Source organism: Myroides fluvii (genome assembly GCF_009792295.1).
Classification (GTDB): domain Bacteria; phylum Bacteroidota; class Bacteroidia; order Flavobacteriales; family Flavobacteriaceae; genus Flavobacterium; species Flavobacterium fluvii_A.
In genome coordinates this window covers 447,019-473,896 of sequence record NZ_CP039934.1, presented here as the reverse complement: position 1 = coordinate 473,896, position 26,878 = coordinate 447,019, and the positions used below count along the sequence as shown (strand labels likewise).

Below are 26,878 nucleotides of genomic sequence, written 5' to 3'. Positions count from 1 at the left end.
CTTGAATTGAATTTTATAAATTTAATACATCCGAACTACTTAATGAATTAATTTGATATGAGTTTTGAAAATAAATACAAGGCAATAGGGAAGACTGATTTAAGTAAATTATCGACGGTTCCCGATTTTGAGATGAGCCCCAAAAAAGCCATACGTAAATTAGAAGAAGTAAGTAGACACTTGAGTAAGTTTCAAGAATTGATGTATGCGCACAATCGCTATAGTGTTTTGATTTGTATTCAAGGGATGGATACGGCAGGTAAAGATAGCTTGATTCGAGAAGTATTTAAGTCATTCAATGCTAGAGGCGTGGTGGTTCAGAGTTTCAAGAAGCCTACTTCTACAGAATTGGAACACGATTATTTATGGCGACATTATATCGCCCTACCTGAGAAGGGGAAATTTACAGTGTTCAATCGCACGCATTACGAAAATGTATTAGTTTCTCGTGTGCATCCCGAAATTATTTTGAATGAGCGTTTGCCTCAAATTACGCATACAGATACTATAGGGGATGAGTTCTGGGAGAAGCGATACAAGGAAATAAGCAATTTTGAAGAGCACATCAGCAATAATGGCGTAATTGTACTTAAATTTTTCTTGCACTTGAGTAAAGGCGAACAGAAAAAACGCATTTTACGTCGTTTGGGCAAAGAAAAACACCATTGGAAATTTGCGCCTGAAGATGTTCGAGAACGCGAGTTTTGGGAGGATTATCAAAAGTACTATGAAGATGTTATAGAAAAAACAAGTACAACAGCTTGTCCTTGGTATGTTATTCCAGCCGATAACAAATCGCTGTGTCGCTATATTTTTGCCAATATACTGCTCGAAGTAACGGAGCGATTAACGGATGTGAGTTTGCCCGAATTACCGGATCATATCAAAGATAATTTATCCAAGTATAGAGAGCGTTTGCTCAATGAACAATAAAATTTAGAATTGATTATAGGAGCGTTTGACTCTCCTCTTTTTGTGTAACTAGGGGATATGGAATGAAATGGTTTTGTCATTCTTTACAAAGAATTTGTTAACCTGACTAATTCTTTTACTTTCAAGTCAGTATATTTGCACAAATTTTAGTGCATGAATCTTTCTATTTATATTAAGGAATTTCGATATAATATTCAATTAGCTTACCCCATTATTTTAGCCATGTTAGGACATACGGTGGTTGGAGTGATCGACAATATTATGGTAGGTAAAATTGGACCAACAGAATTGGCTGCCGCTTCTTTAGCGAATAGTTTTGTTTTTATTGCGATTTCTTTAGGTGTAGGGTTTTCTACGGCCATTACACCTTTCGTAGCAAAGAGTGATGCGGCAAATGATTTAGAAGGAGGACGATCAACTTTTGTAAACGGACTTTTTCTGTGTACACTTTTAGGTGTGTTTTTATTTTCTATCATCTTTTTGGCTAAGCCTTTTTTACGCTATATGGGACAACCAGAGGAGGTTACTACTTTAGCTAAGCCTTTTTTGGATATTGTTGCATTATCGATTATTCCCTTGGTTATGTATCAAGGTTATAAACAATTTGCAGATGGAAAGTCTCAAACCAAAAATTCAATGTATGCGACGATAATTTGTAATACAGTAAACCTATTATTTAATTATTTACTGATTTACGGGGTGTGGTTTTTCCCTACACTAGGTATGTTAGGGGCGGCTTATGGCACATTGATTTCGCGGGTTGTCATGATTATTTATATGCATTTTGCTCTAAAGAGACAAGTCTTGTTTATGCCTTATATGAGTAACCTTCGTTTTGCTGAAATTAAAAAATCAGTACTTACGCAAATTACTAAAATTGGCATTCCTTCAGGTTTGATGAGTTTTTTTGAAGTAGCTTTATTCGTGGGAGCTGTTTGGTTGTCGGGAATGTTAGGTACTGTTTCTCAAGCGGCGAATCAAATCGCCTTGAGTATGTCATCTATGACGTTTATGTTTGCGAGTGGGTTAGGCGTAGCCGCTACGATTCGCGTAGGAAACCAAATGGGACTGAAGAATTATACGCATATGCGAACCGTTGCGCGTTCGATCATGCTAATGGCATTGATTATTTATGTGATTTTCGCACTTTTATTTGTCTTATTTCACAACTATATTCCCCTGCTTTTCTTGGATGCAAAGGATGCAACTAATGCGGTGATGAATGAAGAAGTAATCAAAATAGCCGGACAACTCTTATTAGTAGCTGCTATCTTTCAAATTTCAGATTGTTTGCAAGTAGTGACTTTAGGAGCTTTACGCGGTTTGCAAGATGTAAATGTACCGATGATTATTACCTTTGTATCGTATTGGATTGTAGGGTTCCCAATGTCCATTTACTTAAGTTTATACACCGATGTTGGAACTCCAGGCATTTGGATTGGGCTACTAGCGGGATTGACAACCGCAGCCATTTTGCTTTATGCGCGTTTTCACCATATATCGAATCGATTGATTAATACTAATTTAAAATAACTATATAATGCAATTACCAAAATTTGTTTTAGCAGATAATACAGATCATTTAGATGATATCTTTATTATACACTTAGAGTTTCCTCGTTTCATCATCAACTTAAATACAGATGAAATTGAGTTTTTAGAAACAATTGAAGAGTCAGAAGAATCAGAAGTAGAAGCAGAGATGGAAGCTTTAGTGGTACAAGCGGGAGAATTCTACGAAAGAGAAATGGCAAGATATGTGGAATCAGAAGAGTTAGAAGACTAATTCCATCTGAACAAAAGGTATAAAAAACAGCGGTAAAGAATTCTCTTTAATCGCTGTTTTTTTATTTTAATCTAGCAGTGAAAGTGCTGTTTGTTGAGGTTTTATTGAGAATTGTGGATTTTTGGTCTTCGGTTTTTGGTGTAAATGATGCATTTAAGTAAAGTTTTTGGTGTATAATTTTAACTATTAAAACGATTGTGAAAAAAACACCACGCTTTTGGTAGTAATGCTATTTTGAAACAGTAAAAAGAATGAAGGAATGAAAATTCGTTACCTTTGTATACTTTAAAATTTAGGGTATGAACAAAATTTTAAGTATCCAGCATAAGGTGTTGGATAAGGTTAATAAACAAACATTATCGCATCAGACCGTTTATCCAATCTTATTGGCTATTAGTTTCGGACACTTATGCAATGATTTACTACAAGCGATCGTTCCTGCAACGTATCCGCTCTTGAAAGAAAATTATCAATTGAGTTTTGCACAGATTGGATTGATCACGTTCTTTTATCAAATGTCCTCTTCCTTATTGCAGCCTTTAGTAGGAAATTATACCGATAAAAAACCGCAACCGTATTCGCAAATTTACGGTATGTTGTGTACTACTTTGGGAGTTATCTTGTTGGCCTTTGCACCGAGTTATATTTGGGTATTGGTAGCGGTCACTTGTATTGGAATAGGATCGTCTATTTTCCATCCCGAATCATCTCGTGTTTCTTATGTAGCCTCTGGAGGAAAGCGAAGTTTAGCCCAATCCATTTTTCAAATTGGCGGAAATACAGGTACTGCTTTAGCACCCTTATTGGTTGCTTGGATTGTTTTGCCAACCGGACAACAGCAATTACTGTGGTTTGTTGCCATTGCGATTGTTGCTCAGTTTGTTTATTATGCGATAGGAACTTGGTATAAAGGAGTGTTGAGCCATGCTGCAACTAAACAAAAAAAGAAAATATTAATTCCAGAATTATCTTCATTCCGCGTAAATAGTGCTATTGTAGTACTTTTACTATTGATCTTCTCTAAGTATTTTTATGTAGCGAGTATTTCGAGTTATTTCCAATTCTATACGATGGATAAATTTGGCATTACAGAAGTTCAAGCCCAAGTATATCTATTTTACTTCTTGATTGCCGTAGCCTTAGGTACGTTAATTGGAGGGTTTTTAGGAGACAAAGTCGGACGAAAATACATCATTTGGTTTTCAGTTCTTGGGGCGGCACCATTTACCTTGTTGCTCCCTCATGTGAGTTTAGCGTGGACGGGTATCTTAATTGTTATCATCGGATTTATTATCTCTTCTGCTTTTCCTTCTATTTTAGTATATGCACAAGAATTGTTACCTAAGAAAATCGGAATGGTTTCTGGGTTGTTCTATGGATTCGCTTTCGGTATGGGAGGACTAGGTTCAGCACTTTTAGGGTGGTGGGCGGATCATACGTCAATTGAATATATCTATAGCGTATGTGCGTATTTACCTTTATTGGGTATTATTGCTTGCTTTTTACCCAATATGAAAAAAGTTGCATTTAGAGAAGAATAATTTCGTAACTTATTGAAAAATAACAAGATGAAAATATATTCTTTTTTAATTGCTAGCGTCGTATTCGTTGCAGTTGCTTCTTGTCAAACGCAAAGAGAAAGTGTTCAACAAGGGGTATCTTATGCAGATGATTATAAAATGCACATTGAGAGCTATCAAGATTCAGTAAATCTCCAGTTGTATTATCAGACAGATCGTCAACAAGTATTTGTTCCAGAAGGAACAATAATTAACATAAAAAAATCCGATGCGAACTAACGCATCGGATTTTTTTATGTGATTTATTTTCTTTGTTATAATAGTTTTCCAGAGAGGAATAGCGCGGCAATGGTGAAGTAGATGATTAAACCAGAAACGTCTACTAAAGTGGCTACAAAGGGTGCAGAAGCCGTTGCGGGGTCCATACCAAACTTTTTCAAGACGAATGGGATGATCGATCCCGATAAGGTTCCCCAGAGTACAATGAACAGTAAGGAAACGGAAACACTTAAACCTACATACAACCAAAACTCACCATAATCATAGATACCAGCTTCTTGCCAAATAAAAATACGCACAAAACCGATAACTCCCAAGATACCACCTAACATCAATCCAGAGGCAATTTCTTTGCGCATGACATACCACCAATCACTTAGTTTTAATTCACCTAAAGCCATGGCGCGTATAATTAAGGAGGCGGCTTGTGAACCTGAATTTCCTCCACTGGAAATAATTAGGGGTACAAATAAGGCTAAGACAACCGCTTTTTCAATCTCTTGATCGTAATAACTCATGGCCGAAGCCGTTAGCATTTCTCCTAAAAAGAGCACAATCAACCATCCGGCACGTTTTTTAACCAATTCAAACAGGGGGGTATGCGTATAGGATAGATCCAATTCTTCCATCCCCCCAAACTTTTGGATATCTTCTGTATCGCGTTCTTTAATTTTATCCAAGATATCGTCAAAGGTAACAATACCAACGAGTACTCCTTTTTCTGTGATAATCGGTAAAGCAGAGCGATCGTATTTCTCAAAGTCGTCAAAGGCTTCTTCCATTGGTGTAGTCGTGACCAAAGAAACAAAGGTGTGATCAATTAAATCAGCAATCAAGGTATCTTCGTCAGCCAATAATAGCTGCCCCACTTGTAAGTCGTCAATTAATACATTGTGGTCATCAACTACGTAAATATAATTTAGCGTTTCTGCCTTCTTCCCGTATTTTTTGATGTGCTGAAAAACTTGTTTAACCGTTTTATTGGCTTTCGTTTGAATATATAAAGGCGTCATCAAGCGCGCAATACTGTCTTCTTTATAGCCTATTAAATTTAACGCAATTTGCTTTTCGGTGTCATTTAATAAGTTGATAGAATATTTGATTAATTCATCAGGAAAATTCTCTAGTAATTCTGTTCTATCATCAGGTTCTAGGTTATTGAGTACTTCAGCATAATCTTCTCGTGTCATGCTGCGCACAATTTCTTCTTGAATATTAATCTCTAAAAATGAAAACACTTCGACCTTCAGTTCGGGGGAAAGCTTTAGAAAATGAAGATTTCGTTCTCTCCTTCTCATTGCTGAAATAGCTTCAGCAACGTCGGCTGGGTGCATATCTTTAAAAAACATAGTTAGAATTTTATAAAGTGTTTAACAATCATTTTTTCAATTCGAATGCAAAAGTAAAGCTTAGATATAGGAAATTAAAATTTCTAATCATATTCTAATAATAAAAGTAATCAAAATTAAGCAGACCTGATGGTAGGGAGAGATTATATTTTGTGAAGTTGTTGGTTGCTTTTTTGTCAGGCGATGGGATGGAGAGGCGATGAGATTTTCGTCCTTTAAAGCAAATACCTTCTACGTTTTTCACAACTCACAACTCATCAACTCACCAATAGTTATTCTTGAAGTAAATCGGGATCAATTGTCTTTTTTGTCTTGGCTCCCATGTCTTTTAATTTCTGAACTGAAGTCAGTAAGTTACCTTTTCCTAGGCTGAGCTTGTTGAATGCACTGTCGTATTCATTTCGCGTTTCGTCTAATTTTCTACCTATTTTGGTTAAATCGTTGATTAATCCAACAAATTTATCGTGTAATAAACCTGCTTGACGCGCTATTTCATAGGCATTTTCCTGTTGTTTTTGTTGTCTCCAAATCGTTTCTACCGTGCGTAAAGTAGCGAGTAGAGTGGAAGGAGTAACGATGACGATATTCTTTTCGAATGCTTTGGTATACAGTGTATTATCTGAGTTTATTGCGATGGAGAAAGCAGTTTCAATTGGGATAAATAACAAGACAAAGTCTGGGCTGGTGCCTTTGTATAGCTCGTAGTAATTCTTGTCGGATAAGTTTTCGATATGTCTTTTAATTGACAAGATGTGTTCTTGTAAATAGCGGTTTTGTTCCTGTTTTTCGGTGGTGTTGATGTATTGCTCATACGCAACCAGGGAAACTTTGGAATCCACTACTAAATGACGATGGTCTGGTAGATAAATGACTACATCAGGCTGTAAGCGATTGCCGTGATCACTGGTGTAACTTTGTTGCGTTTTGTATTCTCGATCTTTTTCTAAGCCCGATTTTTCCAATACGCTTTCCAAAATCATTTCTCCCCAATTGCCTTGCATTTTATTATCGCCTTTCAAGGCTTTGGTTAGATTCAATGTCTCTTCACTCATCTTGGCGTGTACTTGTTGCAAACCAAAAATTTGCTGACGCAAAGCGGCATGATGATCAATACTCTCCTTGTGTGTTTGCTCCACTTTCTGTTCAAATAAACCTATTTTCTCTTGTAAAGGCGTTAAAATAGTTTCCATTTGAGCTTTGTTTAGCTGCGTGAATTTATCGCTTTTTTCTTCGAGTATTTTATTGGCTAGATTTTCAAATTGCGTTGTAAACTTCTCTTGTAATTCTAGGGTTTGTTTTTGCTGAAAATCAAGCTTTTCCTTTAAATGAAGTAGTTCTGTTTCGCGAATAGAAATACGTGCGATGAGTTCTTGATTGTCTTGTCGAAGGATTTCGGTTTGTTCTTCAACCTTTTTTTTATCGTTTTCTACTTGATTTATTTGTTGTGCGAGGAATTCTTTTTCAGCTAGTAATTGGATTACTTGGGAAGAATCATTCCCCTTATTTGTTGTCTTTTTTCCAACGAAAAAGGCAATAATAAAAGTAGCGAGAACTAAAAGACTTAAGATAATTTCTTGTGACATGGTATATAATTCGATTCAACTCCAAAAATAGGTATTATTCGGTTCTTAGGTATCGTTTTGTTTGTGCTTATTTATCGCAAAAAGAAAGGGGGGTGTTTATTTTAATTAACGAACAGAACAACCTTTTATATTTTTGTACACGGAGATATTTGTGAGAAGACAGAGTATTGCCGAAAACACTTTACGAACTGGAACAAACGTATTATAATGAAATAAAGTGGTGTAGTTTATACTAAAAACAGCGTCAATAAAGTTAGGCAGGTGGAGAATGCAGGGCATTCGAATTGTGCGGAGGCTTCGGATGTTAGGCATATTAATAGCAGATGCAACACTGAAGATGCTCGTTTCAGATACAAACAAGTGAAAAAAAAAATCCCGCTCATAGGAAGCGGGATTTTTAATCTTATTTGCTTAAGTACATTTTTCTACGTGAATAGATTTCATAGAATTGATCATCTCTTAAGTTGTCAATAAACAAGATGCTTTCTCCTGTTGATTTCATCTCTGGGCCTAAAGCTTTATTTACATTTTTAAACTTGTTAAAAGAGAAGACTGGTGTCTTAATTGCATATCCACTTAATTGTGGGTTAAAAGTAAAGTCAGTTACTTTGTTGTGACCTAACATTACTTTTGTTGCGTAATTTACATAGGGTTCACCATACGCTTTTGCAATAAAAGGAACCGTTCTAGAAGCTCTTGGATTGGCTTCGATGATGTAAACGATATCGTCTTTAATGGCAAACTGAATGTTGATTAAACCAACTGTTTGTAAGGCAACTGCAATCTTTCTTGTGTGGTCTTTGATTTGATTTAAAACAAATTCTCCTAAGTTAAATGGCGGTAACATAGCGTGACTATCTCCTGAGTGAACTCCACATGGCTCAATATGCTCCATGATTCCGATAATATACACGTTTTCACCATCGCAAATCGCATCTGCTTCTGCTTCGATTGCTCCATCTAAATAATGGTCTAATAAAAGCGAGTTACCTGGGATTTGGTTTAATAAATCAATTACGTGTTCTTCTAATTCTTTTTTGTTGATGACAATCTTCATTCCTTGTCCTCCCAATACATAGGATGGACGAACTAATAAAGGGAAGTCTAATTGATCTGCTAACTGCAACGCTTGATCTGCCGTTTTAGCTACGCCGAATTGAGGGAATGGGATGTTTAACTCTTCTAATAAGGTAGAGAAACGTCCGCGATCTTCTGCTAAGTCTAATGCGTCGAAGCTTGTTCCGAAAATTTTGATTCCGTGACGGTGTAATTTTTCTGCTAATTTTAAAGCCGTTTGACCTCCTAATTGAACAATTACTCCCTCTGGTTTCTCATGGCGGATAATATCGTAAATGTGCTCCCAGAATACAGGTTCGAAATACAATTTGTTAGCTGTATCGAAATCCGTTGAAACCGTTTCAGGATTACAGTTAATCATGATGGTTTCATATCCTGCTTCTTCTGCAGCTAAAACTCCGTGTACACAAGAGTAATCAAACTCAATCCCTTGACCAATACGGTTAGGTCCTGATCCCAAAACCACTACTTTTTTCTTGTTTGTCACAACACTTTCGTTTGACACGTATCTCGTTCCGTCTGCCTTTTGAATATCAGCTTCGAAAGTAGAGTAGTAGTATGGTGTTTTTGCAGGGAATTCAGCCGCACAGGTATCCACTAATTTGAATACGCGTTGAATGTCCATTTTATCTCTTAAATCGTGAACTTTACTCTCTAATGTTTTCAACATATGAGCAATTTGTCTATCAGCAAATCCTTTTTGTTTTGCTTCTAGTAACAAATCTTTTGGTAGCGTTTCGATGGTATAGTTTGAAATCTCTTTTTCTAATAGATATAGTTCTTCATATTGTTTCAAGAACCACATATCGATTTTCGTGATTTCGTGGATTCTGCTCAATGGAATACCGTGTTGAATTGCATCGTAGATGACGAATACACGATCCCAACTTGCATGCGTTAGTTTGTCGATGATTTGGTCGTAGTTCGTATTTCCTTTACCATCTGCTCCTAAACCATTGCGTTTAATCTCTAACGATTGCGTTGCTTTGTGTAGGGCTTCTTGGAAAGAACGTCCAATTCCCATTACTTCTCCAACCGATTTCATCTGTAATCCTAAGGTTCTATCTGCTCCTTCGAATTTATCAAAATTCCAACGGGGGATTTTTACAATTACATAGTCTAATGTTGGCTCGAATAAAGCAGAAGTAGATTTTGTAATTTGGTTTTGCAATTCATCTAAAGTATATCCTAAGGCTAATTTCGTTGCGATTTTAGCAATTGGGTATCCCGTTGCTTTAGAAGCTAAAGCCGATGAGCGAGAAACACGTGGGTTAATCTCGATTGCAACGATATCTTCTTTTTCATCTGGTGAAACAGCAAACTGTACGTTACATCCTCCAGCAAAGTTTCCGATACTGCGCATCATCTTGATAGATAAATCACGCATTCTTTGGAAGGTTCTGTCCGATAAAGTCATCGCTGGTGCCACTGTGATACTATCTCCGGTATGGATTCCCATAGGATCCATATTTTCGATGGTACAGATGATGACTACGTTGTCATTTTTATCGCGTAATAATTCTAATTCGTATTCTTTCCAACCTAATAACGCCTTGTCAATTAAAACTTCGTGAATAGGAGAAGCCTCAAGTCCATTTGTCAATAGATCGTCAAAATCTTCTGCGTGGTGAACAAAAGCTGCACCTGTACCTCCTAAAGTAAAGGAAGGACGAATAACTAAAGGAAAACCGAATTCTTGTGCGATTTCTTTTCCTTGTAGGTAAGAAGTAGCTGTTTTTGCTGGCGCAGCAGGTACATCGATACGCTCTAATAACTGTTTGAATTGTTCGCGGTCTTCTGTAACATTAATCGCGTTAATGTCTACACCAATTAAACGAACACCAAAGTCTGCCCAAATTCCCTTTTCATCACATTCCAGACATAAGTTTAGCGCTGTTTGACCTCCCATAGTTGGTAATACAGCATCAATTTCTGGATGAGCAACTAAAATTTCAATAATTGAACGTGCAGTTAATGGCTTTAGATAAATATGATCCGCCATCGATGGGTCGGTCATAATTGTTGCGGGATTCGAGTTAACTAAGATAACTTTAATTCCCTCTTCTCTTAATGATCTTGCTGATTGTGAACCTGAGTAATCAAATTCGCAAGCTTGTCCGATGATGATTGGTCCTGAACCAATGATTAAAACGGTCTTGATAGAAGTGTCTTTAGGCATTTTCTTGTGTTGTTTATTATGTACTACTTTAGTAAAAAAGTAAGTATAGTGTGTGTGATTGTATTGTGATGCTTCCGACAAAGTATAAAAAAAGGCGTTACCACCAAATGAGTAACACCTTTATTTATATTTTAATCAAAACATTAATGTTTATGTTTTGTTTCACAAGAAACAGTTAATTTATGTCTTCCTTTAGCTCTTCTTGCAGCTAATACTTTTCTACCGTTAGGAGTAGACATTCTTTCCATGAAACCATGTTTGTTTCTTCTTTTTCTATTTGAAGGTTGAAACGTTCTCTTGCTCATTGCGTTTATCTTTAAATCTTAGTATTTTACTTTTCAAAAAATTCAGCTTTGATATACTTGCGCCAAAACCGAGTGCAAATATATAAAGTCATTTGATTCTTACAAAGTCTTTTTGTAAAATATTTTTAGAAACTTGCGATTATGTCTTATTTAATCCCTATTTCTAAGGAGAAAAGAATAAGTCATCTGTCCAAAGATAAGAAAAATATTTTTTTTAAGGCCTGAAAATAGGGTTTTGTAGCGCATATAACCGTTTTTTCTGTTAAGAAAATTAAAAAAAATCTTTGATGCCAAAAAATAGCGGTTTATTTTAAATCTGGACTTGTTGCTTCAATTTTATGCTTTTTTGATTAAACCATATTCAATGGCTAAGGTAATCACCGAACTGAGGTTTGTTGTTTGAAATTTTTCAATCAAATTCTTGCGATGACTATCTACCGTATGTGTACTGATAAACAGACGATCGGCAATCTGTTGAGTTGTGAAACCTTGTGCTGCTTCTACCAAAACTTCTTTTTCACGTCGGGTGAGCTTTGGAATGGTGTTTAATCCATTTTTATTTTTTTTCTCTAATACCACCTGTGTTTGCGAACACAAGTAGGGATTGTGATGGTATACCGTATAGATGCCTTGTACAATTTCATCTACAGAAGCATTTTTTTGAATATATCCTGAAGCTCCTTCCTGTAGTGCACTATTAATTACCGCATATTCATTGTGAACACTAAGCATGATGATTTGCATTTCAGGCTGTTTTTTCTTCAAAGGTTTAATCCAATCTAAACTATTAATGTCTTCTAAATTAATATCGAGCAATAAAATATGAGGGGGATTTTTTTTCAGCCCCTTTTGCAAGTGGTCTATGGAAGGATAACAACCCGTGACTTGAATATTCTCCTGTTTGTTTAAAATATTTTTTAATCCTTCTAATAATAAAGGGTGGTCGTCCGTTAGCGCTACTTTTATCATGTTTTATTGTTTTGGGAATTGAAAATCGATACTTGTTCCAAGGTTTTGTTCCGAATGAATGTGTAATTCTCCTTTCAAGAATTGCACGCGTGATTGAATGTTGTGTAATCCTGCAGATTGGGTTTGTTGTACTTGGGGTAGATCAAAACCACAACCGTCATCTTCAATGGTAACTAAATAGGAGTTCTCGCTTTCAACGAGTTGAATAATGATTTGTTGAGGATTTGCATGTTTTAAGGCATTGTTGACTAATTCTTGAATAATGCGATATACTAATAACTGCTTGTCTTGTTGTAAGGTATCGGTATAGCCCAAAAATTGGACATCAATATCCAATTGATCGGTAGACATGCGATTGGCATATTCTTTAAGTGCTTCTTCCAAGCCATATTTGAGCAGTAAGTCAGGCATTAAATTATGAGCTACTCGTCTTAACTCATCCACAGCATTATCTAAATGCTCAATGGATTTTGTCATTTCAAGCTTATTGGCGTCGGTTATCTTGTTGTTTAATGTACTCAGTTGAATTTTAGTCCCAGAAAGGAGTCCTCCTAAACCGTCGTGTAAATCTCGTGCTAAACGGGATCGCTCTTGTTCTTGCCCATCTAGCAAAGCTGTCAGCGTTGCGATTTTAGCGTGTTGTTTTTCTTTTTCTAAAGCCAAGTTATATAACTCCTTTTGTTGTTTCATACTCTTGGTTCTCTGTTTGTACACATAGAGTAAAACAAGAAGTAAAACAGCCAAGGCAATCGCTAGGGATAGAAAGTAAAACTTGACCTTTTCTTGAAAGGAAAGTGTCTTTTTAAAGTGTTGGATATCCAATAGTTTATTGTCGTTTTCCAACTGAGAGAGTTTTAATGCTTGGGCATGTGTCTCGGTTTCTAGTTGACTAATCTCAAGTCGTTTGCGCTGGTTCTCCTCTGAGAGTTTTAGATTCTCCAACTCTTGCTTTTGCTGTAAACCTATGGTTTTCATTAGCTTAATTTGTTGCTCTTTTTTTTCAGATGATAATTGCAACGTCAGCAATTGCTGTTTTTGTTGTTCTTTTTCATATTGAGCCTCTAGTCGTCTGCTAATTTCTAGTTTATCTTTATTGTATATTGATTGATACGTTTGCAAGTATAGTTTTTGAAAATGTAAAGCGCCTAGATAATTTTCTTCAGTCTCATTTAATTGCGCTAAACTTTCATAAATGGAAAGCAAGGTGTTTTTATCTGGTAAATGAGTACTGTTAATGGTCGTTAAGGCAGAAAGCAAATGAGCCGTGGCCGTTTTTCTATCATCTGTTTGTAGCGCAATTTCAGCCAAAATCCCATAGGATGAGGCTAGGAAATTTACCTGATGCGTCTCTTTGGCTTGTTGTAGGGCTAGGTTAGCATAATAAGAAGCTTGTTCGTTGTATTGTTTCGGAAAAGCGCGCAAGTAGAGACTCGCTAAATTATTAGCTACAAAGGCCAAATCGGATCGAAAAGGAATCGTTTCTCGATTGTTTTCATAGGTTTTGATGGCCTTTTTATAATATTTTTCGGCTAAATCTCTCGCATAAATATTATGGGTATTTTGAGCAAATTCACTTTCGTATAAATACCCCATCATCATATAGGCGTCGAATAACGCATTTGGATTATTTTGTTGAATGGCAATATCGAGGGTAAGTTTGCTGTATTTTTCTTGTAATTCATAATCATCCCAACTCGCATAAATGCTAGTTAACTCTTTGTATGTAGCTGACAATCGAACTAATTTTGTAGGCGAAGGAGGGGCTTTCTCATAAAGTGAAATTGCAATCAACAAAGAGTGAACAGCTTTAGCTTCTTGATTATCTCGGACATACATCCAACCACGACAATAGTTAACATAGGCCTTGATTTCATAAGCGTCGATTTGTTGCGCATAATCCAAAGCCTTTGTTATCGCCTTCTTAGCCTCTGTTGTATTTTCATTGAGTTGGGCGTTCATCGCTAAAATTGAATAAAGATAAGCCGCATTGGTTTTGTCTTCTTGTCTTTCAGCGATGCGAATGTTTTCTTTTAGTACTTGTGTCGCTTCTTGTTGTTTTTCTTGGAAAAATAACGCTTGGGCGTATTTTCCTACCAATTCAAAGCGCTCCGCACTTCCAGCTACAGTCTTGTCATATTGTTCTTTATAGGTTGTCACTATTTCTTGCCCATGCATTGCAGTAGGAGCGCACCAAAGAAGTACGCACCAAAAGAAAGAAAGTAGAAATAAGTGTGCTCTAGGAGAATTTGACATGAATAAGTACTTAGAAACGAATGATGTTGGTTATTTTTGAAAAGAGATTCGAATTAAATGATGTTCATCCGAATCGATGCTATTATTTAAATTACGATCAACAACAAAGTAAAGATATAATTCGCCAATGCGATAATTTTTCCAAGCAATTTCATTCCCGTCAATCGTTACCCCATCGAGATTCCATTGATAAATATCCCATTCTCTTTGTTTGCCAATTTTGTTGATGCGGTGATCGCTATTCGACGCATAATACAAGTATTGATGTCCATCCTCGCTTAAATTTGGGAAAAACTGATTTTCATCAAAAGTCGCTGCAAATCCCGTCCCTGGACTAAAAAATGCGATGTCGTCAAAGGACATCGATTCGTATGTATTGGAAAATTGACTGTTGTCGGTTAATAGTGCTTTGGCCGAATAGAAAAGCTCTTGTCTTTCTTGATACGGCTTGTTCAAAAACTCTAGGCTAAAACGCTCGGGTTTTAGGGTGATGTTTTGTGTTTTTTGGTTAATTTCAATTGTTGTGTTTCCTTGTCTAATCAAGATGTTTTTAGTTGAAATTTCTTGAGCATGCGTCAAGCTAAAAGCACCCAATCCTAGGGCTAAGGTTAATAAAAGCGTCTTCATAAATAGAAAGATTGTTCGTTGATTACAAAAATAGCGAATCTACACTTTTGTTGTACTCCCTATAAATGATGAATTTAAGTGGATCCTAAAACGTGTTTGGTTTACTTCTTGAATTTTCCGTAGTTAACTGCTTCAAGACTACCGTCTTCTTTCTTGATAAACGTCTCTTTTCCACTTTGTACTTCTGCATTTTGAGCAGCGAGGCAAAACCAAATTCCGTCTATTTTTTGAACCACAAATAAGAATAAAGTGTTTCGGATATGCGGAGGGACATTTTCCGCTAATGCTGTCTGATTGCTGAGTCTTATTCGAGCATGTACGGTGGCAATATCATCAGTAATATATCTAACTTTGGTGCGCTTTGATTCCAATTTGGAGTGGTTGAAAATAACGCCTAAACCATAGGCATGAGCTTGATAGATAGCTTCTTTGTTATGCCACCACAATCCTGTAACATTAACAAAATCCGCATCATCAACAAAGATTGCGGCTAATTGCTCCGCATCATATTGATTCCATGCGGCAACAAACTGTTCGGCAATATGTTCAGGTAAGGTTCTAGTCATGTTATGTTTTTAAATATCACACAAAAATAAGTAGAGGGTTTGATTTTATACCGCGAATTAACTTACTCGTAACGAAGTGCCTCTACTGGATCTAATTTCGATGCTTTTATAGCAGGGTATAAGCCCGAAATAACCGCAACAACTAAGGTGGTAATAAAAGCCGCTGAAATAGCCTCCCAAGGAATGGCAAACGTAAAATGAAGGAGGGAAGTCATCAGGTAAGCAGTGCCAATACCTAACATTGTTCCTATTAATCCACCTAATTGACCAATGATTAGCGTTTCAGTAAAAAATTGCTGTGCGATTGTCTTTCTTTTTGCCCCTAGTGATTTGCGAATGCCAATTTCTTTGGTGCGTTCAGTAACAGAAACAAGCATGATATTCATCAAGGCAATAGAAGACCCCAAAATGGTAATCATTCCAATTAACCAAGCTGCCATATTCAAGATGTCTACTTGCTTTTCTAAGGAGCGAATCATATCATCACTGCGTTCGATACCAAAATTAGAAGGATTTGCGGGAGCGAGATTGCGACTCGCTCGAAAGTCTATCGTTGCTTGGTCAATTGCTTCGTTGAGTAAGCCTTCTTGGAGTACCCCAACTTTAAGGGTATAGTTGATGTTCGTTTCGTTGAAAATAGTACGCGCAAGCTGAAGGGGAATAAAAACACGCTGATCTTCATTCTGCCCAAATGTACTTCCTTGCTCTTTTAAAATACCAATGATTTTGAATTTATAACCGCGAACTGAAATCTGTTGGTTGATCGGGGATTGTCCCTTAAACATGTTCTTGGAAAAATCGGAACCTACCACACAAACAAAGTGATTGTTTTTACTGTCTGTATAGGTTAACCCCCTTCCTACTTCCACTTGTAAGCCACTGTTAGACAGGTAATTCTCATCACAACCTACAATACTAACCTCAGGATCACTCTTTGCGTAATCATTTTTGACCTCAATATTACTCGCTGCAGTAAAAGACAGGGAAACTGAAGAAAAAGGATAGGCATAACGCGTTTTAAAATCTTGTGCTTGTGCATAGGTAATCGGTGGATTCTCTACTTGAGTGGATTGGTTTTTTGCGATTTTACCTGCTGTATCATATTGACTTAAGGTAAAGGTATTTGCCCCCATGGAAGAAAAGTCCGCTACAATCGTATGTTTTAATGCATTAACAACCGATAGAATCCCTACTAAAGCCCAAATACCAATAGCAATAATAAATACCGTAATACAGGTACGAAGAAGTTGACTCTTAATACTCGTTGCTGCAATTTTTATATTTTCAAGCGTTATTTTCCACATGTCTGATTAGTAGCTGAAAGGGGTGAACTGTTACAAGTAAAGGTAGGGAAAAGTTGTTAAATATGGAGAGAAGAGAGAAGAGAGGGGAAAGGGGAACGTCCTGAACGTCCCTAAATAGGGTTGACCGTTTTAGAATAGACAATTGGACACCTCCCAACAACAAACTCCCAGTCAACAAAAAAGCAAAAGCACGAAAAAAGTTGTTTTTTCAAATAAAAGAGAATATTTTCTTTATTTAGAAAAATTCTCCGCTCTCTTCTTTATTTCATTAGGTTTATATTTTATATTGGTGAGCAATGAATATATCTCACCTATTTTATATTTATTTTAGTGTTCGATGAATCTTCACTACGTTTCGATTTGCACTACGTTTCGATTTCTTCTTTATCTCACCAAGTTATTATTTTATTTTGGAGTTCGATGAATATATCTCACCTATTTTATATATTATTTTAGTGTTCGATGAATATATCTCACCTTATTTTATATTTGTTTTAGTGTTCGATGAATCTTCACTGCGTTACGATTTTCACTACGTTACGATTTTCACTACGTTTCGATTTTCACTTCGCTCCGATTTCCTCTTTCTAATTAAAAATAGTTTTATTTAAACGGAAATTTACAAAAACACAAAAAAGCAACTAACAAAAAAGCAAAAGCACGAAAAAAGTTGTTTTTTTCAAATAAAAGAGAATATTTTCTTTATTTAGAAAAATTCTCCGCTCTCTTCTTTCCTCTTTCCTCTTTCTAATTAAAAATACCTATTTTTGTATGATTAAATAATTTGAAAATTAATTGAAAATGGCAAAGAAACCAGGAATTCCAAAAGGGACACGTGATTTTTCTTCGATTGAAGTAGCAAGAAGACAATACATAATGCAAACAATCCGTCATCATTTTGAGCATTTTGGTTTCCATCCCATAGAGACACCCTCTTTTGAAAATTTGGAGACGCTCTTAGGGAAATATGGAGAAGAAGGAGATCGATTGATTTTTAAAATTTTAAATTCAGGTGATTATTTGAGTAAAGCAGATCAAACGCTGTTAGACGAAAAGAATAGCTTGAAGGTAACCAGTCAGATTTCTGAAAAAGCGTTGCGTTATGATTTGACGGTGCCTTTTGCGCGTTATGTAGTGATGCACCAAAATGAATTAGACTTTCCTTTTAAACGCTACCAAATGCAACCCGTATGGCGCGCAGATCGCCCGCAAAAAGGACGATTCAGAGAGTTTTACCAATGTGATGCTGACGTGATTGGATCCAAATCCCTTTGGCAAGAAGTAGAACTAGTTTTGTTGTATGATCGTGTATTTACTGCTTTAGGAATAAACGGAGTAACCATTAAGTTAAACAACAGAAAGATTTTAGCGGGAATTGCGGAGGTGATTGGAGCAAGTGATAAATTAATTGATTTTACCGTTGCTTTAGATAAGCTGGATAAAATTGGTGAAGAAGGCGTGAAGAAAGAAATGATTGAAAAGGGAATTGACGAAAAGGCGATTGAAAAAGTACAGCCTTTATTCAATTTTACGGGATCATTTGAAGAGAAAATAGAGAAATTACGCCAATTATTAGCCGAATCGGAACAAGGAACAAAAGGAGTTGAAGAGCTGACTTTTGTAGGAAAAGAGATTGCTCAAATTGGACTCTCTACTGCGACATTGAATTTAGATGTTACCTTAGCACGTGGGTTAAATTACTATACAGGCGCTATCTTTGAAATAGGGGCACCTGATACAGTTCAAATGGGTTCAATCGGTGGTGGTGGACGCTATGACGATTTAACGGGTATCTTTGGATTAAAAGACATGAGCGGTGTTGGAATTTCATTTGGTTTGGATCGCATCTATTTGGTGATGGAAGAGTTGAATTTATTCCCTGCAACGGTAAATGCGGCTTCTAAGGTGATGTTTTTAAATCTTGGAGAGGAAGAAATGAGTTATGCGATGCAAGCGGTAGCCCGATTGAGAGATGCAGGAATTAAAACTGAAATCTATCCCGATAAAGCAAAAATGGGAAAACAATTCCAATTTGCAGATAAGAAAAATATTCCATTTGCCGTATTAGCTGGAAGTGAAGAAATTCAACAACAAAAGTATACGGTGAAGAATTTAGTTTCTGGTGAACAACAGACGGTAAATTTAGAAGAATTAAAAGACCTTGTGAGATAAGATACAAGGACAAAGAAATCGAACATAAAAAAAGATAAGGGTTGCATGCTGAAGCATGCAACCCTTATCTTTTTTGTATTTTGTTGATAGACAGGAGGTACTAAATTGTACGTATCAAATGCGCTCAAGTGCTTTATTGTAGTTGTTTGCTGTATATTTATTAGAATGAAAAAGTATGCAAAAAATGCTATACAAAAAAAGGAGACCAAAATTTATGTAGTACCTTAGCAAAAGGAAAAAATGAATTTAAATATGGGAGTATGACGGTAGAACATGTTGGAATCCAGTCTTTTATTGAAAATTATGATATGGCAGATCGCGATTGGTTGGAATTAAAATGGAACGGAAAATTTGGGGCGAAGTTCAAAGATGAAAATTACATCTTTAGACAACAGATCGCAAGTATCGTTTGCGATCAGATACACACGGTTAATATTGATCTAATTCGCGATTTATTTATTGAATTGGGCAAAGTAGCTCAAGTGAGTTTTTCTGTCTTTCAAAATTACCACATCTTGGCTCAAGAACTCCTCGAAAGAGGAGGTAAACACTACCTTTTTGATTACGTTTGTGCAGCCCATATTTCGTTTGATACGTTTTTAAGCACAGCTAATATTCAACTTTCACCAAAGCGAACGGATGAAATACTCTCGCATTTTGATTTTTTGAAACAAACCGAATCCGATCCTCAAGTGCAAAAAATGCTAACGGATCATATTCGAAGTCGGTTTATCTTACAATAATTGGGTGAATAAGTATATCAATAAACCCACTAATCCGCCCACTAAGGTTCCATTGATTCGAATAAACTGTAAATCTTTTCCCACTTCGAGTTCAAGTTTATCGCTGAGTTCACGGCCATCCCATTGATCCACTGTATTGCGGATTAAGGTACTCACTTCTTGGGTGTTGCGCAAAGCCATGCGATATAAGGTAACTTGTGTCCAATGATTCAAACGGTGCTGTAAATCTACATCCTGATTAATCGTATCTGCAAGCGATTGAATCGTGTTTTTTAAATAAGAGCGAAAAGTAGAATTTTCCGTTTTTAATTGGATGAGAAGGGATTCTTTTGTTGTTAGCCAAAAATCAGTTAAGTACTGCCTAATAACGTCCTTCGTTACAAATTGATGCAACATAGCTTGTAATTTTGTCTTCCATTCCAAGGAAGATTCAATATCCTTGGCTAATTGAATCAACTGAAGGCCAATTTCTTCTCTTACTTTGTGTTTTTCGTTGGTTTGAATATCAGCTAAAAAAGCATGTAATCCTTTGATTAATTGATTGGTAACCGTTTTACCTCCGACTAATCCTAAAAGCGGTTTCTTTTCTATAATTTGCTCGTAAATTTCTGTGCGATGATGCTCAACATAGTCTTGTATTTTTGGTAAGACTAAAGAAATCAACCGATTGTGCTCATTCTGTTTCAAAGCATACTGTAATCCCTGTGCAATAAATTGTTGTATGTTGATTTCATTCATTCCCTCTTCTGCCTTCTGAGATAGAAAATCAATGATTTTTTTCTCATCTATATCTTGGATAATGGATTGAAGTAAAAAGAGCAATTCCTGCTCTAAAAGCTGTTGGTTTTTGGGTTGATTCAGCCATTGTGATAGAAAATGGGCTACTTCAAGTTTGTTAATATAAGGGCGGATCGTGGATGGCGTTAGGAAATTCTCCGTGACGAAATTGCCTAAATTGTCTCCAATATCATTTTTCTTGTTTTCAATTAGATTGGTGTGGGGTATTTTCAATCCCATAGGATGGCGAAACAAAGCTGTTACAGCAAACCAATCGGCCAAGGCACCCACCATAGCTGCTTCAGCAAACGCTTTAACATAACCCATCCAACTCGCAGGACTATATTTCAAAAGGTATACCATGAAGAGGTATACAACAGCCATGACTAGAAATAATCCCGTGGCAATTCGCTTGTGTAGCCGAAGTTGAGCTTTTTTATCTCGCATAACCTTGTTTATTTTAGCTAAAGATAAGGAGTTATGAGAAATGAGTGACTTTTCTGATTAAAGAAGAGCTATTTTTTAACCGAAAATGGAATAAAATCACAACGAATAAAAAAGCAACTAGCAAAAAAACAAAAAACAACCGCTATCAAAATTGCTCTTTCACTTGAAAAGAAACCGTTTCATAGGTTTTCGGATGTTTAAACGTAATTGATTCCGCGTGTAAAAACAAACGACTACTCTTGGTGCCATAGAGATCATCACCTACAATAGGCGTATTCAGTCCCAGGGGATGAGAAGCATGCATGCGCAATTGGTGCGTTCTCCCTGTAATGGGATAAAAATACACTTTGGTTTTGCCCTCTTTTCGTTCGATCACCTCCCATTTTGTTTTAGCAGGTTTACCGTGTTCGTAGCAAACCATCTGACGCGGGCGGTCTTCTAAATCGACACGCAGCGGTAAATCGATAACGCCTTCCTCTCCTTGGATGATTCCGTCTAAAAGAGCCACATAACGCTTCGTTACTGTTTTTTTGATAAACTGACTTTGTAAGGCCTTATGTGCTTCTTTGTTTTTGGCTATGATTAAAATACCAGATGTCGCCATATCCAAGCGGTGTACAATAAGGGGACCCGTCGCTTTGGGATAGCGTATTTTCATGCGCTCATAAATGGAATCTTGAATGTAAATTCCAGGAACGCTTAAAAACTCCTCGGGTTTATTGACAATAGCAAAGTCCTCATCCTCATAAACAATTTCAATCGGGCGCTGTAGCTCTGGATTGATTAGCAGTGGATTTTCATCCACATCTAACCCCTGTAACATATGCCCTAAGATCGGTTCACATTTACCACGACAAGCCGGGTAGTAGTGCTGGTGTTTGCGAATCTCTGATTTAGGTGATTCACCCCACCAAAATTCCGCCATAGCAAGGGGTTTATAACCGTTGAGGTAAGCGTATTGTAATAATTTAGGTGCCGCACAATCACCCGTTGCTGCAGGAGGTTGTTGAAGTGCTGTTTGCTCAAAAATATCCAGTAAATCTTGCTCTTCTTTGTTGTAGTTGAGAAAGCGATATTGCTGAAAAAGCTTGCGCTGCAAAGCATTGGATTTCTGCTTTCGCTCTTCTTTTAAGGTCGCAATATGCAGTTCAAAATCAGCAATGCGCTGTTGTGTTGCTTGGACTTGTTCTTGCCAATAGGCGGTGAGCATGCGCAGTTCATGTTTATCGCGTAAACTTTGTTTGATTAAATCGTCATGTAATAGTTCAAATTCTGCCGAACTAAGGATTGCTATTTTTGCGTCTCGTTCCGTTTTTCGCTCCTGTTTTAGCTGTTTCAGTGCTGCCTTTTTTTGAGTCAAAGCCTCTTTTTCCTCAGCTAGTTGTCGTTGGAGGAGGTCCGTCGCTTCTTTGTAGGTCTGATCTTGTTGTACTTGCTCCAGTTGCGCATTAATAGCATTTAATACCGCTTCTTCTTTAGCAAAAAAACTGTCCTTATTCCATAAATCAAATACAGGAGGAACAAATCCTTCCAAATGCGTATAGGAGCCTAGTTTACCCGAAAAACCACGTAAATAACCCAATTCTCCGCTTCGATTTTCAACAAGTAATACCCCAAACATTTTGCCTGAAGGTAAACCTAGCGGGTGAGAAGCGTCAAAAAGAGGAAGAAATATTGCATTGCTTTCCAGTTCACGTTGTAGTTCTTCACAAGCCACAATACTCAATGGATGAGGTTCGTAGTAAAAAGGAAACGTGAATTTTTGAGGTTTGTTGATTAGCGAAATATCCGATTGAAATCGTCTAAAAGCAGCATCGGTGTTGGACATGATTTTGAATTTGGTTGCTGCAAAATTACATATTATTCACGGGTGTACAATTGGAATTTTGAAGATCAAGTGGGAAAGGGCGTTTACGCTTTGATTGGCTTACACAGCTAATACGTTGATCAATTAAGAGAGAATCCTTTACGTGTATGTTGGAAGAGTATGGATTAGTCAGAAAATGGTTTATTTCTTATTGGAAGATGAACACAGAAAAACAGCAGTTCAGTCAAATAAAAAAATCAAGCCATCCTATTACGGGATGGCTTGATGCTTTATAAGAAAATAAGGAAGGGGTTATAAACGATAAGCTCCCATGGTTTTACTTCCTTCTCTTGATTTCGCATTTAAATCAGAAGTAAAAACTTCAATAGGAATGGCGATTCCCAATCGATTGCGAAGTTCCATTAGTTCTTCTACACTCATTCCTTTAGTAGCAATCGGACTAGATGCATTACTAGGCATAATTTGTACCGGATTTGCCGTTTGAATATCCTGAGCTGTAAAAGTTCCCGTTAGGATATTTTCTGCCCCAAAAAGTTGGTTGTGTACTGCCGATGCTGTAACGCTTAAGGTTCCTGCTGGATTAATTCCGTTGTTATTGACCGTACTTGGGTTGTCAAACAACAAGCTGTTGTAGAGGTAAATGGTATTGTTTGCTTGGTTGTTGATAGCACCATATAGTTTTTGAGATTCGTTTCGGTACAACGTGCTGTTAATCAGGTGTAATACAGCGCCATCATGAGTGGAGATTCCTCCCCCTTCTGTTGCGGTATTGTTATAGAAATACGAATTGATGACTACAGATTTTGAATTGCCTCTGTGGTAGAATCCACCAGCATTACTATTGGCTTGGTTATTTGTAACCGTTACGTTAGTCAAGTTGATTTCCGAATTGTTCAACGTTTGGATTCCACCGGAAACCCCACCTGCTTTGTTGAAAGAGACATCCGTAAAGGAAAGGTTCATCGTCGAATTATTAACAAAAATTCCACCAGCATTAGCGTTACTGTTTACCCCTGTATTCTCATTAACGATGCTGTGCGTGATGTTTACGATACTTTTTTGTGTAGCAAAAATTCCAGCTGCATGACGTCCAGATTGGTTCTTGATAATTTTACAGTTGTTCATTGTTACTGCAGATTCCATGATGATGATTCCCGCTCCGTGATCACGAGGCACACTGAATCCTTTGAGTGTTAAATTGCTCGCTCCTGCGTCGCCATTTCCTTGCGTTATTGTTAAGTTTTCTAGCATGACTGTTAAACCAGTTATTTTTTGAGCCAAAATAGTCATAACATGTACACTTTGATTGGCACCCGAAAGGATAGATTGCGCATTGGGGGCAGGTTTACTACCCGTTGTAGCTGTTTTAGGGTAACCGCCAATTAGTTTGATATTTGCTTGAATCAAAAATGTTTTGTCTTTATCTGCTGTATTGGGAATGAGTTCATGAGCCCCAGGATAGTAGATTCCTTCCGTTAAGTGAATGACATCATTGTTGTTTACCGCGAGTTGTAAGGCTTGATCTAAGGTAGTGGCTTGTTCCCAACTACTACCATCACCCGTGCCATTCTCTTTGACATAATAATGTGTATAGGTATCGTCAATACTCGCTTTGGCTTGTTTGATGGTGATCTTTTCCTTGCTGTCATCCGTAATTTTGATAAGCAGTGTGCCGAGGCGATCTTCTAAAGCGAGGTTTTTGTTGTAGGTTATTTTTAACGTATGTTTACCCGCATCCCCACGGAGGAGATTAGAGGTAATCCAATTGGTGTTGGATTCCACACGCCAAGGTAAATTGGATTCAAAACTCACTTCCAATTCTCCTTGTTCCTTACTTACTTCAAATGCTTTTTGAGCAAGGGATAAATTTGGATTGGTTGGGGTAAAGCCATAGCGATTATCGTCTGCACTACAACCAACAAAGAAAAACAAAAGAGAATAGAGTACCCCTAAAATAAAGAGTGGTTTGATTGACTGTGTCTTCATGTTTATTTGGTTTTAGTGATGATGATTCCATTTCCAACAGCTCGTTCAATTCCTCCATTGTCTGAAGGTAAGTTGCGGATAAGAAATTTATTAACAGCAAAGTTGGGGTTGATAAAAAAGGTTGAACTTCCCCCGCCATCAAGATTTAAAGCTCGTTCAGAACCAATGCTACGCATAAAATCACCTAAATCTTCGTAATTCATCCCATTAGACCAAGTGTAGTTTCTACCATCTACAACCATCAATAACAATTGATTCTTAGCCGTGATTCCAACCGCTGTACGCGGGTGAATTTCCTTGTCTGATTGAACAACCGTTTGTCCATTCTTAACCAACCAAACACCCCCTGATACGGCTTGTTGGAGTTGACTTGCCTGTTCATCGAAGTTTTCGATTTCTTCCAAACTTACTTTGTTTTGTTTATCGACTGCAAGATATCCTTCATTTCTAGCGATATAAGATGCTCTTAAAATTATCCCATTAAAAACAAATATTCCTCTAGGAACCCCCGTTGTCATATCGTAAAAATCACCATTTACACCTCCGACAACCTCAAAATTGGGGTTGAGTAAAGCGGTAGCTTGTCCCGTCATGGGTTGCATGGCAAATTCAGGCTTGTTGTGCGGCATAGAGGCAACCACACTTAGTTGAGGATTGTTTAAATCTACGGTATACACATAGGTTTTCATGGTATATCCTTTTTTAGCTAAGTACGATAATTCATTGACCTGAACGCCACTTGTTAGGGTATAGGTTGAATCCTTGAATATTTGTGCGATTAAATTGCTATTTCGAACCAATTGAGTACCCATTTCCGTTTTTGGAATCGCCTCATAAGTTGTGAAAGTGTCGTCCGATTTGGTTTGACACGATACTTGAAAATGGATGAATAGACCGAATAATAAAAGTTTTAAAGATCTCATTAGTAACCAGGATTAGGAGTTAGTTTATCATTTAATTGTAGTTCACCACCAGGAATAGGCAGTACGTGTTGGTAGTTCAAAAGGCCTAAGTGTTGGGTCGCCGTATTGGTACGTACATAGTCATAGTAAGCAAATCCTTCCGCTAGAAATTCTTTTCGTCTTTCTTCAAGAACTAAGGCCACCATTTCAGTTTGTGTAGCTGGGTGTACTTGGGGTAAACCTCGTGCCGTTCGAACGGCGTTTAGTCGTTGTGTACCTAAATCTAAAGAAGATGCCTCTGCACTAATTAAATACATTTCAGCAATTCTCGAGATAATCACAGGATCTGTACCCGTTTGTCCACTAGGGTATTTATTGATGCAATCTTGTCCTCCAAATACACCAAAAGAAATAGCCCTTCTTTTATCATTGGTCGTAATGAGTTCTAAAATCTCTTTGGAAGGAGCGTACACATAACTTCCTTTGTTGGGATGACCATAGTTGTAAAAAAGCGTACTAATAGTATTGGATGATTCAGGCGTCAAGTTTTCAAAAGCAAAAATAATTTCCGTATTGGCTTCTTTGCGGAAGATTTTTTCAAAGGCATCTAAAGCATATTTGCCATTGGTGATTAAGCTTTCTGCTAAAGTGGAAGCTTCTTGCATTTTGTTTTGACTAAGCATTACTCGAGCTTGTAGTGCGGTTACAGCATCTTGAGACACATAGTAATAACTTTTGGATGCAGCTAAAAGTTCTTTGGCTTGAGTTAAATCTTTCTCAATTTGTTCCCAAACCTGTGCTTTAGGAGCACGAGAAGGTTTTTCTAAGGAGTTTTGAGTTAATAAGGGAACATCACCCCATCGCGTGACTAAACTATAGTAGATATAGGCTCTGAAGTAATGAGCTGTTCCTCTTACTCGACGGGTGTTTTCATCTAAAGGCAATGCCTCAGCAATAGCAATGACATTGTTCACTTGATATAAAGCGCTGTAATATCCCTTCCAACTGCTTACAATAATACCGTTGAGTGGATTGAGGGTATTGTTGATCACATCCTTACTCGTTGTACTCGATCCTTGTACGTTTCCTCCAATAATGTCATACATAATCCAAGCTTCTCTTTTTGGATCATTTTGAACGTTATTGTACATCCCATTTTCTAGTGCTTTGAGGTCATTCGGTGTAATAGCCTCGGGTGAAATGCCCGTTCTTGGGTGTAAATCCAATTCACTGCTACAAGCGAAAAACGAAAGACTAACGGCTAATAAAAGTATTTTTTTCATGTTGTTGTTC

22 protein-coding genes are annotated in these 26,878 nt (G+C 37.1%); 8 read left to right on the top strand and 14 right to left on the bottom strand.

The annotated features are described in order from the left end of the window. Nucleotides 1-57 precede the first annotated feature (57 nt). The 5 genes from FBR08_RS02235 (at nt 58) to FBR08_RS02215 (ending at nt 4,518) form a co-directional block, all read left to right on the top strand. Nucleotides 58-933, top strand: coding sequence for a PPK2 family polyphosphate kinase (locus FBR08_RS02235; RefSeq protein ID WP_158961211.1), 876 nt, complete (start codon nt 58-60; stop codon nt 931-933). 153 nt (nt 934-1,086) lie between these two features. Further along, nucleotides 1,087-2,466, top strand: a complete 1,380-nt coding sequence (locus tag FBR08_RS02230) for an MATE family efflux transporter (RefSeq protein ID WP_158961210.1) — start codon at nt 1,087-1,089, stop codon at nt 2,464-2,466. Between the two features lie 7 nt (nt 2,467-2,473). Then, entirely contained in the window at nt 2,474-2,719 is a 246-nt protein-coding gene (locus FBR08_RS02225) for a hypothetical protein (protein ID WP_158961209.1), read from the top strand. 299 nt (nt 2,720-3,018) lie between these two features. Beyond that, nucleotides 3,019-4,260: an MFS transporter gene (locus tag FBR08_RS02220; RefSeq protein WP_158961208.1), complete on the top strand. Its 1,242-nt coding sequence runs from the start codon at nt 3,019-3,021 to the stop codon at nt 4,258-4,260. Nucleotides 4,261-4,287: 27 nt separating this feature from the next. Then, on the top strand, nt 4,288-4,518 hold the full coding sequence (locus FBR08_RS02215) for a hypothetical protein (RefSeq protein ID WP_158961207.1): 231 nt from the start codon (nt 4,288-4,290) through the stop codon (nt 4,516-4,518). A gap of 35 nt (nt 4,519-4,553) precedes the next feature. On the opposite strand, the gene mgtE is transcribed toward FBR08_RS02215, so the two are convergent. The 9 genes from mgtE to FBR08_RS02170 all read right to left on the bottom strand — a co-directional run bounded on the left by mgtE (nt 4,554) and on the right by FBR08_RS02170 (nt 16,730). Next, the gene (gene mgtE / locus FBR08_RS02210) at nt 4,554-5,867 is read right to left on the bottom strand and encodes a magnesium transporter (RefSeq protein WP_158961206.1); all 1,314 of its coding nucleotides are present in this window, start codon (nt 5,865-5,867) and stop codon (nt 4,554-4,556) included. 272 nt (nt 5,868-6,139) lie between these two features. After that, on the bottom strand, nt 6,140-7,450 hold the full coding sequence (gene rmuC, locus FBR08_RS02205; RefSeq protein WP_158961205.1) for a DNA recombination protein RmuC: 1,311 nt from the start codon (nt 7,448-7,450) through the stop codon (nt 6,140-6,142). 403 nt (nt 7,451-7,853) lie between these two features. Then, a complete protein-coding gene (gene carB, locus FBR08_RS02200; protein WP_158961204.1) occupies nt 7,854-10,706 on the bottom strand; it encodes a carbamoyl-phosphate synthase large subunit in 2,853 nt (950 codons plus the stop codon). 143 nt (nt 10,707-10,849) lie between these two features. Further along, nucleotides 10,850-11,011 (bottom strand): 50S ribosomal protein L34, encoded by a 162-nt coding sequence (rpmH, locus tag FBR08_RS02195; protein WP_002990519.1) that lies wholly within the window; start codon nt 11,009-11,011, stop codon nt 10,850-10,852. Between the two features lie 336 nt (nt 11,012-11,347). After that, entirely contained in the window at nt 11,348-11,980 is a 633-nt protein-coding gene (locus FBR08_RS02190; protein WP_158961203.1) for a response regulator transcription factor, read from the bottom strand. 3 nt (nt 11,981-11,983) lie between these two features. Beyond that, complete coding sequence (locus FBR08_RS02185) at nt 11,984-14,233, bottom strand: ATP-binding protein (protein WP_158961202.1); 2,250 nt, start codon at nt 14,231-14,233, stop codon at nt 11,984-11,986. Between the two features lie 30 nt (nt 14,234-14,263). Beyond that, nucleotides 14,264-14,860, bottom strand: coding sequence for a hypothetical protein (locus tag FBR08_RS02180; RefSeq protein WP_158961201.1), 597 nt, complete (start codon nt 14,858-14,860; stop codon nt 14,264-14,266). A 101-nt stretch (nt 14,861-14,961) separates the two neighbouring features. Next, entirely contained in the window at nt 14,962-15,426 is a 465-nt protein-coding gene (locus tag FBR08_RS02175) for an SgcJ/EcaC family oxidoreductase (protein ID WP_158961200.1), read from the bottom strand. Between the two features lie 62 nt (nt 15,427-15,488). After that, nucleotides 15,489-16,730: an ABC transporter permease gene (locus FBR08_RS02170; protein WP_158961199.1), complete on the bottom strand. Its 1,242-nt coding sequence runs from the start codon at nt 16,728-16,730 to the stop codon at nt 15,489-15,491. 801 nt (nt 16,731-17,531) lie between these two features. On the opposite strand from FBR08_RS02170, the gene hisS reads away from it, so the two are divergent. Together hisS and FBR08_RS02160 are read left to right on the top strand one after the other, a co-directional pair. Next, on the top strand, nt 17,532-18,902 hold the full coding sequence (gene hisS, locus FBR08_RS02165; RefSeq protein ID WP_158961198.1) for a histidine--tRNA ligase: 1,371 nt from the start codon (nt 17,532-17,534) through the stop codon (nt 18,900-18,902). Between the two features lie 260 nt (nt 18,903-19,162). Then, nucleotides 19,163-19,645: a hypothetical protein gene (locus FBR08_RS02160; protein ID WP_158961197.1), complete on the top strand. Its 483-nt coding sequence runs from the start codon at nt 19,163-19,165 to the stop codon at nt 19,643-19,645. Here FBR08_RS02160 and FBR08_RS02155 read toward each other — a convergent pair. Together FBR08_RS02155 and FBR08_RS02150 are read right to left on the bottom strand one after the other, a co-directional pair. Beyond that, nucleotides 19,637-20,869, bottom strand: coding sequence for a DUF445 domain-containing protein (locus FBR08_RS02155; RefSeq protein ID WP_158961196.1), 1,233 nt, complete (start codon nt 20,867-20,869; stop codon nt 19,637-19,639). The two genes, FBR08_RS02160 and FBR08_RS02155, sit on opposite strands and share 9 nt — an antisense overlap. Nucleotides 20,870-21,014: 145 nt before the next feature. Beyond that, complete coding sequence (locus FBR08_RS02150) at nt 21,015-22,697, bottom strand: RluA family pseudouridine synthase (protein WP_158961195.1); 1,683 nt, start codon at nt 22,695-22,697, stop codon at nt 21,015-21,017. Nucleotides 22,698-22,843: 146 nt separating this feature from the next. Here FBR08_RS02150 and FBR08_RS17060 point away from each other — a divergent pair, with 146 nt between their 5' ends. Beyond that, on the top strand, nt 22,844-22,972 hold the full coding sequence (locus tag FBR08_RS17060) for a hypothetical protein (RefSeq protein ID WP_262885174.1): 129 nt from the start codon (nt 22,844-22,846) through the stop codon (nt 22,970-22,972). A gap of 16 nt (nt 22,973-22,988) precedes the next feature. Here FBR08_RS17060 and FBR08_RS02145 read toward each other — a convergent pair whose 3' ends face one another. The 3 genes from FBR08_RS02145 to FBR08_RS02135 are packed head-to-tail and all read right to left on the bottom strand — an operon-like array spanning nt 22,989 to nt 26,868. Continuing rightward, a complete protein-coding gene (locus tag FBR08_RS02145; protein ID WP_158961194.1) occupies nt 22,989-24,683 on the bottom strand; it encodes a BACON domain-containing protein in 1,695 nt (564 codons plus the stop codon). 2 nt (nt 24,684-24,685) lie between these two features. Next, nucleotides 24,686-25,606 (bottom strand): phosphodiester glycosidase family protein, encoded by a 921-nt coding sequence (locus FBR08_RS02140; protein ID WP_158961193.1) that lies wholly within the window; start codon nt 25,604-25,606, stop codon nt 24,686-24,688. Next, complete coding sequence (locus FBR08_RS02135; protein ID WP_158961192.1) at nt 25,606-26,868, bottom strand: RagB/SusD family nutrient uptake outer membrane protein; 1,263 nt, start codon at nt 26,866-26,868, stop codon at nt 25,606-25,608. The genes FBR08_RS02140 and FBR08_RS02135 overlap by 1 nt, the downstream gene beginning before the upstream one ends. Between the last annotated feature and the right edge of the window lie 10 nt (nt 26,869-26,878).